Source organism: Vibrio sp. 2132-1, from assembly GCF_033344315.1.
In genome coordinates this window covers 182,125-196,103 of record NZ_JAWPON010000006.1, presented here as the reverse complement: position 1 = coordinate 196,103, position 13,979 = coordinate 182,125, and the positions used below count along the sequence as shown (strand labels likewise).

12 protein-coding genes are annotated in these 13,979 nt (G+C 43.5%); 6 read left to right on the top strand and 6 right to left on the bottom strand.

From position 1 onward, the window contains the following. Nucleotides 1-67: 67 nt before the first annotated feature. A complete protein-coding gene (locus R8N47_RS08575; RefSeq protein WP_064353992.1) occupies nt 68-2,203 on the bottom strand; it encodes a TonB-dependent siderophore receptor in 2,136 nt (711 codons plus the stop codon). Between the two features lie 99 nt (nt 2,204-2,302). Next, nucleotides 2,303-3,268, bottom strand: a complete 966-nt coding sequence (locus R8N47_RS08570) for a helix-turn-helix domain-containing protein (RefSeq protein WP_033906176.1) — start codon at nt 3,266-3,268, stop codon at nt 2,303-2,305. Between the two features lie 537 nt (nt 3,269-3,805). Here R8N47_RS08570 and zwf point away from each other — a divergent pair. The 4 genes from zwf to R8N47_RS08550 all read left to right on the top strand — a co-directional run bounded on the left by zwf (nt 3,806) and on the right by R8N47_RS08550 (nt 8,262). Further along, nucleotides 3,806-5,308 carry a glucose-6-phosphate dehydrogenase gene (gene zwf / locus R8N47_RS08565; RefSeq protein ID WP_017634563.1) on the top strand — a complete coding sequence of 501 codons (1,503 nt, stop codon included), beginning with the start codon at nt 3,806-3,808 and terminating at the stop codon, nt 5,306-5,308. Continuing rightward, on the top strand, nt 5,305-6,021 hold the full coding sequence (pgl, locus tag R8N47_RS08560) for a 6-phosphogluconolactonase (protein WP_005387158.1): 717 nt from the start codon (nt 5,305-5,307) through the stop codon (nt 6,019-6,021). Before zwf ends, pgl begins: the two co-directional genes overlap by 4 nt. 38 nt (nt 6,022-6,059) lie before the next feature. Next, the gene (gene gnd / locus R8N47_RS08555) at nt 6,060-7,508 is read left to right on the top strand and encodes a decarboxylating NADP(+)-dependent phosphogluconate dehydrogenase (protein ID WP_005377160.1); all 1,449 of its coding nucleotides are present in this window, start codon (nt 6,060-6,062) and stop codon (nt 7,506-7,508) included. Nucleotides 7,509-7,734: 226 nt separating this feature from the next. After that, entirely contained in the window at nt 7,735-8,262 is a 528-nt protein-coding gene (locus tag R8N47_RS08550; protein ID WP_005377161.1) for a hypothetical protein, read from the top strand. 10 nt (nt 8,263-8,272) lie between these two features. On the opposite strand, the gene R8N47_RS08545 is transcribed toward R8N47_RS08550, so the two are convergent. Continuing rightward, the gene (locus R8N47_RS08545; RefSeq protein ID WP_005377162.1) at nt 8,273-8,476 is read right to left on the bottom strand and encodes a hypothetical protein; all 204 of its coding nucleotides are present in this window, start codon (nt 8,474-8,476) and stop codon (nt 8,273-8,275) included. A 578-nt stretch (nt 8,477-9,054) separates the two neighbouring features. Between R8N47_RS08545 and R8N47_RS08540 the strand changes: the two genes are divergently transcribed. Next, nucleotides 9,055-9,192: a hypothetical protein gene (locus R8N47_RS08540; protein ID WP_005377165.1), complete on the top strand. Its 138-nt coding sequence runs from the start codon at nt 9,055-9,057 to the stop codon at nt 9,190-9,192. A 61-nt stretch (nt 9,193-9,253) separates the two neighbouring features. Here R8N47_RS08540 and R8N47_RS08535 read toward each other — a convergent pair whose 3' ends face one another. Further along, nucleotides 9,254-11,020 carry a sigma-54-dependent Fis family transcriptional regulator gene (locus tag R8N47_RS08535; protein WP_017821352.1) on the bottom strand — a complete coding sequence of 589 codons (1,767 nt, stop codon included), beginning with the start codon at nt 11,018-11,020 and terminating at the stop codon, nt 9,254-9,256. A gap of 239 nt (nt 11,021-11,259) precedes the next feature. On the opposite strand from R8N47_RS08535, the gene R8N47_RS08530 reads away from it, so the two are divergent. Further along, nucleotides 11,260-12,780, top strand: coding sequence for an aldehyde dehydrogenase family protein (locus R8N47_RS08530; protein WP_005377169.1), 1,521 nt, complete (start codon nt 11,260-11,262; stop codon nt 12,778-12,780). A gap of 126 nt (nt 12,781-12,906) precedes the next feature. Here R8N47_RS08530 and exsE2 read toward each other — a convergent pair whose 3' ends face one another. Together exsE2 and exsC are read right to left on the bottom strand one after the other, a co-directional pair. Continuing rightward, the gene (gene exsE2, locus R8N47_RS08525) at nt 12,907-13,212 is read right to left on the bottom strand and encodes a T3SS regulon translocated regulator ExsE2 (RefSeq protein WP_054728556.1); all 306 of its coding nucleotides are present in this window, start codon (nt 13,210-13,212) and stop codon (nt 12,907-12,909) included. An 8-nt stretch (nt 13,213-13,220) separates the two neighbouring features. Continuing rightward, nucleotides 13,221-13,667: a type III secretion system regulatory chaperone ExsC gene (gene exsC / locus R8N47_RS08520; protein ID WP_005377174.1), complete on the bottom strand. Its 447-nt coding sequence runs from the start codon at nt 13,665-13,667 to the stop codon at nt 13,221-13,223. Nucleotides 13,668-13,979: the final 312 nt, after the last annotated feature.

Here is a 13,979-nt window from a genome sequence, read left to right as displayed (position 1 = left end):
AATAAAAAGCGATGGCTTATTGTAGAAACCATCGCTTTACAAATTACTGCTGTTCCGCTCTAAGAGGTTAGAAGTTGTATTCTAACTTCGCTTCGATAGAGCGCTCAGCGCCAAACCAACAGTTATTTTTGTCGTAACAAGAATAGTATTCTTTATCGAATAGATTGCTTGCAGAAAGCGTGACGCTAGCCCCTTTCATTGATTCAGATACCGTTGAGAAATCGTAACTTGCTGCTAAATCAAACAAGGTGTAGTCCGGTACGTTTTGACTATTCTGTGCATCAATTTGTGCTTCTCCGACATAGCGAACGCCAGCACTGGTACGAAGGCCTGAAAGATTTCCTTCAAAGAAGTAATTGGCCCATAGAGAGGCCGTTTGCTCAGGTACCCAAACCGGCGTTTTACCTTCTTGGTTGTAATAACTGTCCTCGGTAATCTCCATATCGGTATATGTATAGCCTAGAGTGAAATCAGCTTGTGCTGTGGCTTGCCATTTTGCCTCAAGTTCAATACCTTGTGATACCACTTCGCCCGCTTGATAGTTCGGTGCATATGGATTATTCGGATCGGTCAAGATCGCGTTTTTCTTCGTAATATGGAAGAGTGCTAAGTTACCTGAGATATCACCAGATAATGGGGCGTATTTAAAGCCTAACTCCCATTGATGACCGGTTGATGGCTCAAATGCTTTACCAGAAGAGTCGGCACCCGCAATTGGCTCAAAACTTTCCGAGTAAGTAAGATATGGCGAGAGACCAAAGTCTAGCTCATACAAACCACCGACTCGGAAAGATACGTTGGTATCGTCTAACTCTTCCTTGCTGTTGGATACTGCTCCTAGATAATCGCTAACGGCGTCTGTATTTGAATCGTATTTATCCCAACGAAGACCTGCAATCATTACAAGTTGGTCGTAACGAACTTGATCTTGGAAATAAACGCCAATCTGCTTCGTTTTGATATCTAAGTTTTGTTTGTATTGGAAATTCAGTGCATTACGATCAATGCTGTTGTGGTCAGGATTAAAAATGTCCTGAGTTAGCGAATACCCAAGCGTGTCTTTGTATTTTACATCTGAATCTAGATACTGATAATCAAGCCCGAACAATAAGTTATGTTCAAAATTTCCTGTTTTAACGTAGCCAGATAGTTGGTTGTCAATCACAAAGGATTTGGATTTTTCATCGGTTAAATAGGCATTTCGACCAACGGTACGGTTATCCGCTTCAAGTGCACCGTTATATGTGTTTTCCTGATAGGCATCGGCGGTCATGTAGCGGGCATTCTGTAGAAATTGCCAATTGTTGTTAAAGTCGTGTTGGACTTTGTAACCCATCATCAGAACTTCGCGTTCGTAAGTGTTCCAGTCCTCATCCCCTAAATAAGTGCTTGGTGACATCGAGCCAAGTGGGTTTTTAATCACTGAGCCAGACGCAGGCACAGTCGTGTAGATACCTGCTGATGGATCATTTTGATAGTAAACATTCACGTTCACTAATGTGCTTTCTGTCGCTTGCCAATTGAAAGATGGGGCGAGTACGTAACGTTCATCTTCAGACGTATCGGCTTGACCATCTCGCTGTTTTGCCAGGCCGACGATACGGTAATCAACATTAGAATCACCAACTTGTCCTGTGGTGTCGAACGTCAGTTCTTTTAGGCTGTTAGTCCCTGTACTAATCGAGACAGAGTGCGAGGGTGTTGACTGAGGCGCCTTGGCGATAATGTTGACCATACCTCCTGGTGGAATATTGCCGTAAAGAACAGACGTTGGCCCTTTAAAAACCTCGATTTGCTCAAGAGCAACGGAATCGACCTGCGGTTGAAGGTTCCAACCGTTGTACAGCAAAGGAAGACCATCATAAAAGTTGGTGTAGTTAATAAAACCACGAATATTGAATAGGTCAAGTCGGGAAACGGCACCGCCACGCAATTCTGTATTTACGCCAGGTGCATAACGCAATGCTTCGCTCACCGAGTTTACGCCGCGCAGGTCCATGTCATCTTTAGTGATTACCGTGATCGCTTGCGGTGTTTCCTCCGGTTCTAAAACGGTTTTAGTTGCGGTGTTTCGGTATGTTTCTCCTAGCACCGTAATCGTTTCGTGTTGGGATGTGCTCTCAGTTGCATTGGCGTGGCCAGCGAGCAATGCGGATACAACAATAGCAACCGCTGAACGATGAAATCGAATCGGACTTTCCATATTTATAAATTCCACTACTTTTTCTATTTATTGATAATGATTGTTATTTGTATTCTATATTCAAAGAAATAGGAAAAGTTAACAATTTGGTGCAAAACACTAATCTTTGGAACTTATTCTTCTGTTCTTAGGTTTTAAAGATAGCGCGTCGTTTGGCTCTACAGGAATCCAATACTGCATTTGTGCTTGTTCGCTATCAACATCATAACCTTCTGGATAAAGCTCTAACTCATAACCATCGATAGCATGATAATTAGAGTAGGGTAGCCAATGTAAAATAAACCATTCCAGCGTTGAGGCGAGCTCTGATGCTTTGCCTATGTGTGTAATGACGGCGTAGGTTTGCTCAGGAACAGCCAAGAGGTCTAACCCCGAGTTGGAAGAGTTCGTTGATCTTGGTGCGTTTGCTGTTGGACTGCACTCATAACCTGCCCAATACTCAAGTTGTTGGTTGTTTGAATACGCTTGCGTCACATCAATCACGCCAAAGTAACTACTTTCCGAATTATTAAGGTTTTCAGATGAATAAAGACGTGACCAAAGTGACGGTACTTTGGATTGGAAATCGGGCGTAGCGGAAAACAATCCGTGAATAGGTTCATGATAACCAGCAAGTTCAAAAGCCGGTTTTGTTTCTATTCGAACTTCAATAAAGCGCTGATGTTTTTTCTCTTCTTCTGGTGTCTTACGCAGCGTCAAAGGTTGTCTCAACCCGGAGAGTTGTTGCGTTTTTCGATATTCGCGGGGGCTTTTTGAAAACATATTCCTGAACGCACGGCTAAATGCGTGTTCAGATGTAAATCCCATTTCTATCGCTATATCTAACGAGCGGTCAGAAGTATGGATTAAGCGCTCAGCCGCAAGGCTAAGTTTAAGCTCTCTGATGTAGTGAGCGACGGATACGCCAGTGTGTTGTTGAAATACGCGTTGCAGTTGCCAGCGCGACCAACAACTTGCTTTCGATATTTCATCTACGCTCAGAGTGCTGTCTAAGTTGGTGTGAATGTAGTCAAGCACCGATTGTATTCGGTTTATGGGATGTGGGTTAATGGCGCTTGATTTCATGGCGTTCTACTTTCACATTAATAGTGATTTCATTATCTTTAATTGAGTATCATTATCAATAGGGTGATGAAATAAAAAGTAAGTAACACAGATCACGATAAAACTGTAATGGATTGCAAGGATGAGTAATTATTGCCCATATTAGAGTTTTTGCTTAAATTTTGGAGCGTTCAGATGAAACTTTTTTTATCAATAAAATACAATCGCTTATGACGTTTTGTGCAACTTATTTAAACGTTTGCACTGGCAAGTGTTGATGTAAATCAAATAGTCGTAGACAATATTGCCCCGTGTCGGACTCTCCTCCAGCGAGTACAGTGTGTACTTTTGAGACATAAGTGACTTAAATGACCTCAATACGTCGTGTTTCCAAGAATCGGAAATGCAACTTCTTGAGGTTCTTTGGGCCCATAGACTTTACCTATCAACGTAATAGGTAAGACCAATTTTCTATTTTGAGGTGCCATTGATAGGGTTGGCTCATTCTCTAGCCGTATCCGGGCACACAATAAGTACCTCGTTTTTAAGGGAAAGATGATGGTAATACCAGAAAACAGCAGCATCGTTATTTTTGGTGCTTCAGGTGACCTTACGTACCGTAAGCTCATTCCTGCTTTATACCACCTCTACGCGAACAAGCAGCTTCCAGAGAATTTTGCCATTCTGGGTGTAAGTCGCACTGAATACAGTGATGAGTCTTACCGCGCGAAGCTGAAAAAATCGCTTCAGGAAATGGAAAAGACTGAGCCAGAAACGCTTGATGCATTTATTAACCATCTGCACTACCAAGCAATTAATACTTCTGACACACAAGATTACGGTAAGCTATCTTCTCGCTTAGACCAACTTGCGGACGAATATCAATTCGAGCAACGCAATACGCTTTTTTACTTAGCAACCCCACCAAGTTTATACAGTGTGATCCCTGCAAGTCTTGCAGCACATGGTCTTAACAGTGAAGAGGATGGCTGGAAACGCCTGATCATTGAGAAACCATTCGGCTATGATCTTGAATCGGCGCGTATTCTGGACAAAGAAATTCACGAGCACTTCCAAGAGCATCAAATCTACCGAATTGACCATTACTTAGGTAAAGAAACGGTACAAAACCTACTTGTGCTTCGTTTCTCTAATGCGATGTTTGAGCCGCTTTGGAACCGTAACTTCATTGATTACGTTGAAATCACAGGCGCAGAATTCCTTGGCGTAGAGGAGCGTGGTGGTTACTACGACAACTCTGGCGCTGTGCGCGACATGTTCCAAAACCACTTGCTACAAGTATTAGCAATGGTAGGTATGGAACCACCAGCGCAAATCAATGCAGACTCGATGCGTGATGAAGTGGTAAAAGTGCTTCAATGCTTAAAGCCATTAGACGAAAACGCTCTGCGCAACGACCTAGTATTAGGCCAATACACGGCGTCTGAAGTTCGTGGGCAAAGCCTACGCGGCTACCGTGAAGAGCCGGGAGTTGCAGACGATTCTCGTACAGAGACTTACATCGGTTTGAAAGCGTACATCAACAACTGGCGTTGGAATGGCGTGCCATTTTACGTGCGTACTGGTAAGCGTCTTCCAACACGCGTTACTGAGGTGGTTATCCACTTTAAACAAACACCGCATCCTGTGTTTGGTCAAAACGCACCAGAAAACAAGCTGATCATTCGTATTCAACCAGACGAAGGCATTCAAATGAGCTTTGGCTTGAAAGAGCCAGGCGCAGGCTTTGAAGCGAAGGAAGTGAAAATGAACTTCCATTACGCTGACTTGCAAGAAACGCAAATGCTAACGGCATACGAGCGCCTTCTACTTGATGCTTTGAATGGTGATGCTACGCTATTTGCACGTAGTGATGCGGTGGAAGCGTGCTGGCAATACGTACAGCCAATCTTAGATTTTAAGCAAGATCCACAATCCCTCTTCGGGTACGCATGCGGCACTTGGGGACCTAAAGAGTCAGATGACTTGTTACAGCGTGATGGCCGCGCTTGGCGTTTCCCATGTAAAAACTTAACAGATACGGATTACTGTGAACTATGATCAACCATAAGATCTACCAAACAGCAGAACAGGTAGTTGAAAGCCTAGCTAACGATATGAAAGCGTTTAGCGAAATGGGCAGACCTGTTCACATCTCTCTTTCTGGCGGCAGCACTCCTAAAATGCTGTTTAAACTACTGGCTTCAGAGGCTTACGCAACCTCCATTCAATGGGAAAACCTCCACTTTTGGTGGGGTGACGAACGTTGTGTTGCCCCTGACGATGCAGAAAGCAACTACGGTGAAGCGAACACGTTGTTGTTTAGCCAAGTAAATATTCCTGCAGAAAACATTCACCGCATCCGTGGCGAAGATGAGCCTAAAGCAGAAGCCGAGCGCTTTGCAAAAGAGATGGCAGAGGTAATCCCGAATGAAAACGGCACACCTGTGTTTGACTGGATCTTATTAGGCGTTGGTGCAGATGGTCATACAGCTTCTCTGTTCCCTGGCCAAACGAATTATGATGATGCGAACCTATCTCTTGTGGCGTCGCATCCTGAATCGGGCCAACTTCGTGTGTCGAAAACCGCACGCGTATTAGAAGCAGCGAAACGCATTAGTTACTTAGTGCTTGGTGCAGGAAAAGCGGACATTGTTGAAGAAATTAACAGTTCACCAGCACACGCACTGCCATACCCAGCGGCTAAGATTCAAGCGAAATCGGGCCTAACGGAATGGTATTTAGATTTAGACGCGGCAGCAAAAATTGCTTAAGACGCTGCTCGTCGATGAAATAAAATTGGAGAGAAACAATGAAAGGTGATATCGGTGTAATTGGCCTAGCAGTAATGGGTCAAAACCTTATCCTAAACATGAACGATCACGGCTTTAAAGTGGTTGCTCACAACCGTACTGCTGCTAAAGTAGACGAGTTCCTGGAAGGTCCAGCAAAAGGCACGAACATCATCGGTGCATACTCTCTAGAAGAACTAGTAGAGAAGCTAGAAACGCCGCGTAAAGTAATGTTGATGGTTCGCGCTGGTGACGTTGTAGACAAGTTCATCGAAGCGCTAGTACCTCTGCTAGACAAAGGCGACATCATTATTGACGGTGGTAACACTAACTACCCAGATACAAACCGTCGTGTTGCTGCACTACGTGAAAAAGGTATCCACTTCATCGGTACTGGTGTATCTGGTGGTGAAGAAGGTGCGCGCTTCGGTCCATCTATCATGCCTGGCGGTGCTGCTGAAGCATGGGAAGCGGTTAAGCCTATCTTCCAAGGTATCGCTGCGAAAACTGACGCTGGTGAGCCATGTTGTGACTGGGTTGGTAACGATGGTGCTGGTCACTTCGTTAAGATGGTACACAACGGCATCGAATACGGTGACATGCAGCTTATCACTGAAGCTTACCAGTTCATGAAAGACGGTCTTGGTATGTCTGCTGACGAGATGCAAGCAGTATTCGCTGATTGGAACAAGACTGAACTAGACAGCTACCTTGTTGAAATCACGGCTGACATCCTTGGCTACAAAGATGAAGACGGTGAGCCTCTAGTTGAGAAGATCCTAGACACAGCAGGCCAAAAAGGTACTGGTAAATGGACTGGTATCAACGCACTAGACCTAGGTATTCCACTAACACTTATCTCTGAGTCTGTATTCTCTCGTTGTCTATCTGCACTGAAAGACCAACGTGTTGAAGCTGAATCTCTATTCGGTAAGACAATCACTCCTGTTGAAGGCGACAAGCAAGAGTGGGTTGATGCACTACGTCAAGCGCTACTAGCTTCTAAGATCATCTCTTACGCTCAAGGCTTCATGCTAATGCGCGAAGCATCGAACGAGAACGGTTGGGACCTAAACTACGGTAACGTAGCCCTAATGTGGCGTGGTGGTTGTATCATCCGCTCTGCGTTCCTAGGCAACATCCGTGATGCGTACGAAGCGAACCCAGACATCGCATTCCTAGGTTCTGATGAGTACTTCAAAAACATCCTACAAGGCAGCCTAGCAGCATGGCGTAAAGTAGCAGCGAAGTCTCTAGAGTCTGGTATCCCAATGCCATGTACGATTTCTGCGCTATCTTTCCTAGACGGTTACACAACAGCTCGTCTACCAGCGAACCTGCTTCAAGCTCAACGTGACTACTTCGGTGCTCACACTTATGAGCGTATTGACCGTCCACGTGGTGAATTCTTCCACACTAACTGGACTGGTACAGGCGGCGACACAGCGTCTACAACTTACGACGTGTAATCGTTTTAAGTAAACCGACTAAATATAAAGATATAAAGGGATGCCCAAGTGGCATCCTTTTTTGTGTCTGTAAGATATTGGTAGATTTAAAAGTTACATTAAACGTTGATTCGTCACGCACTTCTCAGAAATGGGAGAGCATGCATTTGCTAGCAGTTTAATATTTCTCTTCGAAGAGTGAAGCTAAGCCGCTCTCTGCCGTCTCCTCAACTATAAGGTAATAGAAATGACACAACAGAAGCATCCATTTCACACAGCTTTCGTGTTGCTTATGTTCATATTACTGATTACTTACTCCATCTATCGCCTTTATCATCATTTCGTTTTCGAATCTCTACCGCTTCAGCTCAGTAGTGGTTTTCAAGTGGTCTACATTGATGCGTCATATGTTTTAAGTATCGCAAGCTTACTCTTGTGCCCTACATTATTGGTCTATATTTTATTTGATCGAATGACTCAGTTAGTCAAAGTGCCGATTAAAGTGATAACTATAACAATTGTCTTGTCCCTTATCGTTGCTATTCCAGGTCAAATTTTTGAATTTGGGCGATTGAAGTATATTGCAGAAAATAATGGTTACTCAGCGTGTCCACCTTTCACAATTGCATCAAGCGGAATGTTTGTAGAAGCTATGGTAAAAGAAGAAAAATACTGTATAGAACCAGAAATTAATCGTATTGGTATGTATGGTTATTTTCACGAACTCGAACGGATTGATAACTATATCAAGTCACACAGAAATGACATTCAATAGAAAAGAGCGCCTAGGCGCTCTTTTCAGTGGTCGTTTTCTTGTTTTGATAAAACCTGTCTTTTAGGTAGAGAATTGCACTGACCACAAGAGCCACTAAAGAAACAGTGAATAGGGCGTACATGCTGAGAATCCATGCGAATGTGGCCGTCAAGAATGCAATGAAGGAAAACATTCTGCTGAAAGACATCACATGGCCAAGTTTGTTACTTTTCATAAACGCCTCCCGAAGCTAAGTGGGGATAGACAATTGTGGTCATATACCACACTTTTAATTGTCTGCTCTTTTGGGACGTTTCACACAAAAAAGTGGCTAAAGATTTCTCAAAAAAGGTGAAATATTGAACTGGTAGACAAATCGTTAAACTGAGTTGCACAGATATGACTTCGGTTGTCTATCACTTCAAAGTTTTTAACTACACAGATTAAGGGCATGTAGCGCTATTATTATCGTATTCGAACTCTACGATACACAATTGCAAGTGAACCTACACTCGTAAGCTCATCCCTGTCGTCAGTTACAGTAAAAGCTTTTTTCTCTGTTTAACAATACCTTAGTAACGACGGGCAATTAAACCCGTTTTTCGATCGAAACTCAGATTGCACAAAAGGTGAAAAAGAGTGCTAGGTAAGCCTTTAAACTACGCCTATAATTAGCGCCCACATGGAGGATGTTTATTATATGAACATCCTTTATTTTTTGAAACTAGCAACAAGGATCCAGTAAAACATGTTTTTCTGGTTTTGTTTACGTCGACCAAGAAGGTAATTAACACAGCAAATTGAGGTTCTAAGATGACTCTTAACAAGTACTTTGTTTTCATTCCAGCAGAATTGGAACAGGAAATGCACAAGGACAATCAAGTGATCTCTGAGAAGGAAACTCAACGTCAGGCATTAGTAAAACAGGCACAACAACAAGGCGGCCTGTAAGCTAGGTTTCAAAGAGAAAGAGCACCGCAACGGTGCTCTTTTTGTATCTGAGGTCGTAGAATTAACTTAATATGCCAAGGCTTTTCAACTTTCTGTAAATGGTATTTCGGCTCACACCAAGCATACGAGACGTTTTGCTAATGTTCCCCTGGTTGGCTTGATATGTTTTGAGCAACTTATCTTCGACGGTTGCACGCAGTTCTGAAGTTGGTTCAGCGGATGCTGCCCCTTCTTGAGCTTGGCTGAGTTTCTTACTTAGGTGGGCTGGGACGTGTGTGAGTTCCAATATTTCTTCACCTTGCGCCATTAAGGCGGATACTTTGATTAAACTATCGAGTTCACGCAAATTTCCTGGCCATGAGTAAGACAGCATCAGAGAAAGTAGGTGAGGGCAAAGCTGTTGTTCAGATTCGGCGTGACGCCGATGAATGTTCTCAATCAGTTGTCGTTTATCTTCACGCTCCTCAAAGCGAGGTAGCTCAATGATCAAGCCATTAAGGCGATAATACAAATCTTGGCGGAACAATCCTTCGCTGACCAAATGTTCCAGATCTTTATGCGTAGCTGCAATGATTTGCGTATCGACTTGAATGCTTTGGTTGGAACCCACGGGAAGCACGGTTTTATCTTGCAATACATGGAGCAATCGGCTTTGAGCTTCCAAGGGTAAATCTGCGATTTCATCTAGAAACAAAATCCCTTTGTGTGCTTGGCGAATTTTTCCCTGATAGCCTTTGCTGTTTGCGCCAGTAAAGGCACCGGCTACGTAGCCAAATAATTCAGATTCAACCAGATCTTTTGGTAGCGCTCCGCAGTTGACGGAAACTAACGGTCCCGTTTTTCTCTGGCTGTTTTTATGGAGTGCTTTCACAAACTCGTTTTTGCCAACACCAGTCTCTCCGAGAATCAACAAACTGATGTCTTTATCGATGACGCGATTGGCTTGCTGCCAACAGTGCTCAACAGCGGAGTCGCCATAATGAAGATCATTGGACGCCGCTACAGCACGAGACTTGACCTTGCTATCTTTATCGGTAAGCGGTTTTGTTTTGAAAACGAAAGGGTGCTCATTTCCCCGAGTGGATAGAATGTCGTCTAAGGATTGCCCAATGATACTTTTTTGCGCAAAAAGTTGAGAGGCTACTTGATTGTGAGCCAAAACTTGTCCGTCTTCATTTGCAATGATAATTCCTTGCCAACCACTATTCAGTAAACCTTTTTCGCACGCTAAATCCACACGAATATGCCCTTGTGGAATCAAGTTAAGTAGTTGATTCTCCACTTGCTGGACCATGTTTTGTACTAGTACTTGCGTTGAGAAGTCATGTCTCTTTTGCTCGCTCGTAATATCTAATACGCCAATGAGGTTACCAAGATGATCGAAAATAGGATTAGCCGAACAGCTAATAAAACGATGGTGTTGGATAAAGTGCTGATCACCAATAACAGAAACGGGCTTTGCTTCAACCAAGGCTGTACCAATAGCGTTGGTGCCTTTGACCTTTTCTTGCCAGCATGCTCCTGAGCTTAGCGAGATTTCCGTCAACTTTTCACGAAATCTAGGCTGTCCCCAACTGCCGATGATGACACCATCTGAGTCCGTCAAAATTAAGCGACTGTCGCTATGAGCAAATAGCTGATTAAACAAAGGGAGCGCAAATTGAGTGACTGCCTCTAGCAAAAAGTTGAGTTGGTGACGCCTATCTTGGAGCGTTGCTGGCGTTACTCGAATATCTTCAGGGCGTCGACGCTGTTTTAAACCCGCTTGTTCACTTCTGACCCATGAAGTTGAAAGCCAATTGTTATCGCTAATGTGTTGAAGTTCCATGACTGTACCATTTTGTCACAGTGAGGGTGTGCCATTTTGGAACACTTGAACATTGGTGTTTACACCATACATCCGCTCAAACATCGCTCACTTGGTTTGTTATCGCTTGGTAATCATAGTTTTACATTTAATTAACAACAAGTGTGGCGTAGTTGGCGTGTGACTTGCGTAATGCTCTTTGTGAACAGTGCGATACGACACTGCAATAACACATTGAACGAGAAACAAAAGGAAGAGTTATGATCTATGCACAGCCAGGTAGTGAAAATGCCATTGTTAACTTTAAATCGCATTACGATAACTTTATCGGTGGGGAATGGGTAAAACCAACGGGTGGTGAGTACTTTGACAATATCTCACCAATCAACGGACAAGCGTATTGTAAAGTTGCTCGCTCTGGCGAGGAAGATATTAATTTAGCACTGGATGCCGCGCACAACATCAGAGCAAAATGGGCCAAAACCAGCGTGACAGAACGTTCGAACATCTTGCTGAAAATTGCTGACCGTATTGAGCAGCATCTAGAAGAGCTTGCTGTTGCAGAAACTTGGGAAAACGGCAAACCAGTTCGCGAAACCTTGGCGGCAGATTTACCTTTAGTAGTGGATCACTTCCGTTACTTCGCTGGCTGTATTCGCGCACAAGAAGGCAGTGCGGCAGAACTGGATGAGCACACCGCAAGCTACCACTTCCCAGAACCGATTGGTGTGGTTGGTCAAATTATTCCGTGGAACTTCCCAATGTTGATGGCGGCTTGGAAACTAGCACCGGCACTAGCGGCGGGTTGCTGTGTGGTATTGAAGCCAGCAGAGCAAACCCCAACATCCATTCTGGTTCTGATGGAAAAAATCGGTGACCTTCTTCCTCCTGGTGTCATCAACGTTGTAAACGGATATGGTTCTGAAGCGGGTCAAGCATTAGCAACCAGCAACCGCATTGCGAAACTCGCGTTTACCGGGTCTACGCAAGTTGGCAACCACATTCTGAAATGTGCAGCAGACAACTTGATCCCATCGACAGTTGAGTTAGGTGGTAAATCTCCAAACATCTACTTCTCAGATATCTTCGATTACGAAGATGAGTATCTTGATAAGTGTATCGAAGGTACGTTACTTGGTTTCTTCAACCAAGGTGAAGTTTGTACTTGTCCATCTCGCGTACTGGTTCATGAAGCGATTTATGACAAGTTTGTAGAGAAACTGACGGAACGTGCACAGCTGATTAAACAAGGTAATCCGCTCGATACCGATACTCAAGTTGGTGCTCAGGCTTCTCAAGAACAGTTTGATAAGATTTTAAGTTACCTGGAAATCGGCCGTGAAGAAGGCGCAAAAGTGGTCTTTGGTGGTGGAGTGTCAGAACAGCCAGAGTCTATCAACCAGGGGTACTACATTCAGCCAACCATGTTGGAAGGCCACAACAAGATGCGAATCTTCCAAGAAGAAATCTTTGGCCCAGTGATCGCTATCACCAAATTCAAAGATGAGGCTGAAGCGTTGGAAATCGCAAACGACACTGAATATGGCTTAGGCGCAGGTGTTTGGACACGTGATGCGAACGTTGCATATCGTATGGGCCGTAATATTGAAGCTGGCCGGATCTGGATTAACTGTTACCACGCTTACCCTGCACACGCAGCGTTCGGTGGTTACAAAAAATCGGGTATCGGGCGCGAAACGCACAAGATGATGCTGGATCACTACCAGAACACGAAGAACTTGCTGATTAGCTACAGCATCGACCCGTTAGGCTTCTTCTAGTGAAACTAAGTAATTAATAAAGAAAAAGCAGTATGAATCAAAACCCCGAATCTTCGGGGTTTTTTATTAGCGTGAGCTTGTCGGCTGAAGGGTAACTTAGGTGTTTAACCTGCTTATATTGTGATATCAGGAACGTTGAATTATCGCCACTTTTCGTTCCATAAGCTTTTCTACGGCGGCGTTTTGCTTGTCAATATTGAGTTGCGGATCAAAATCCAAAACGCGATTGCAAGATTCGAGACTGGCAAATTGATTTAAACATTCACCAAGCTCTCTTTTAGAGCTTGTTCGCGTCATGCTGCTGTCTGATGAGGAGAGTAGGGTGACTTTACGGCCATGAAACGTTCCTTGCGGCACTGCATCACTTTGCTGCGCTTGTTGAACGTCATGAACCGATGAATTGGTGTATGTGGATTGGATGTCATTGGACATAAAGACACCTAAACTCTCAAGTCTAAAGTTTGTGGCATCGGTGGTGCCTCATCAATGGTTACATGAGAAGACAATAACGCTTCCCACGACTCGCTGTGCGTCAGCAATTCTGCTAAAGCTGTTTCAAAATATTCGTAATCCAGTCGCCTAATGTTAATGAGTCGGTTTAAACATAGGACATGTCGGTGGTTATCTAAACTAAAAAATAACTGGTGCTCAGGCCAGTGATAATTAAAGGCCAAGAAAGAGCGATAGAGATCGGAATTTACAATTTGAAGGCCAACAATCTCAGCTTCGAGCTGCAAAGTGGTCGATTCAGGATGAAAGATGATATGCACCCTTAGATTATCATCAAAGGCTAAGCTTACTTCATTTTCCGTTAGATGCAGTGCAGGCAAGCCTATTTGATGAGCAAACTTTAGCAAAATCTCATCGATAGTTTGGCGTGCTGACATAGGAATAGTCCCTTTTGAAATTTTATCAAGGAAAATATTAGATGTATCTCTTCATGTTTATCAATATTAGTCGGTTGTTATTATATTTTGGCTTTTAAATGTGTTGAGAGAAATAGAAAGATAAAAGTAAGTGTGTTCAGATGCATATCTCGATGGCAATGATATATATGAATATCACTTTTCTCTAATGAACTTCAATTAAGGAAGGAATGAAAGAGAGCAGAAACTGTTTTTGAAATTACAGTCCATGTTAACTACGTGTTGTTGAAAAATGCGATTTATTGTCCGCTTGTAGTATAAATATAAGTTGAT